Raw genomic sequence first — 869 nt, forward strand, 5'->3', positions numbered from 1 at the left:
CTTACCGCAACAACTGGTGTTACCGCCTCTGTTTTTGCTGTATTTATCGTAACTGTCGTAGCCGCAGAGATACAGCCATCCACGCTTTTTGCAGTTACCGTATGGTCGCCAGGGCTTAATCCAGCGTAGGTCAATGTTGAGGTATAGGCACTTCCGTCTACACTGTAGGTCTCCCCTGCAACTGCCGTGATGGCAATGCTGCCCGTTGGCGTGCCGCAAACTGGCTGAGTTACCGAAACAACTGGCTGTACGGCCAAAACCTTGGCTAGAGCTACAGTGAACGTCGTAGTCTCAGACAAACAGCCATCAGCGCTCATGGCAACAACTGTGTGGTCGCCAGGGATAACACCTGAGTAAACCCGCTTTGTTGTAAAGGCTCCGCCATCAATGCTATAAGTCTCAGTATTATTATAATACTTTACGATGATTGTACCGGTAGGAGTGCTGCAGGTTGGCTGTAGAGGTATGGTTACAGTTGGTTTCACCGGCTCCACCTTGGCAGCGTTGATCGTAATTGTTGTTGCTGCAGTGCAGTCATCAGAAGTTTTTGCAGTGATGGTATGGTCACCAGGGGTTAATCCAGCGTAGGTCAATGTTGCCGAATAGGCACCGCCATCTACGCTGTAGGTCTCCCCTGCAACTGAAGTAATGGCAATGCTGCCTGTTGGCGTGCCGCAAACTGGTTGGGTAACAGCAACAACTGGTTTTACAGCCTCTGTTTTTGCAGCGTTTATTGTAACTGTCGTAGCTGCTGAGATACAGCCATCTGCACTTTTTGAAAGTATTGTATGGTCGCCAGGGCTTAATCCAGCGTAGGTCAATGTTGAGGTATAGGCACTTCCGTCAACGCTGTAGGTCTCCCCTGCAAC

At 49.8% G+C, this 869-nt stretch carries 1 protein-coding gene; it reads right to left on the minus strand.

Annotation, left to right across the window (positions count from 1 at the left end; translation table 11 throughout):
- A partial coding sequence (locus AC07XU_RS18320; protein ID WP_494945082.1) for a hypothetical protein occupies positions 1-869 on the minus strand: 869 nt, incomplete at both ends.

The organism is Pedobacter sp. GW456-11-11-14-TSB4, assembly GCF_059424425.1.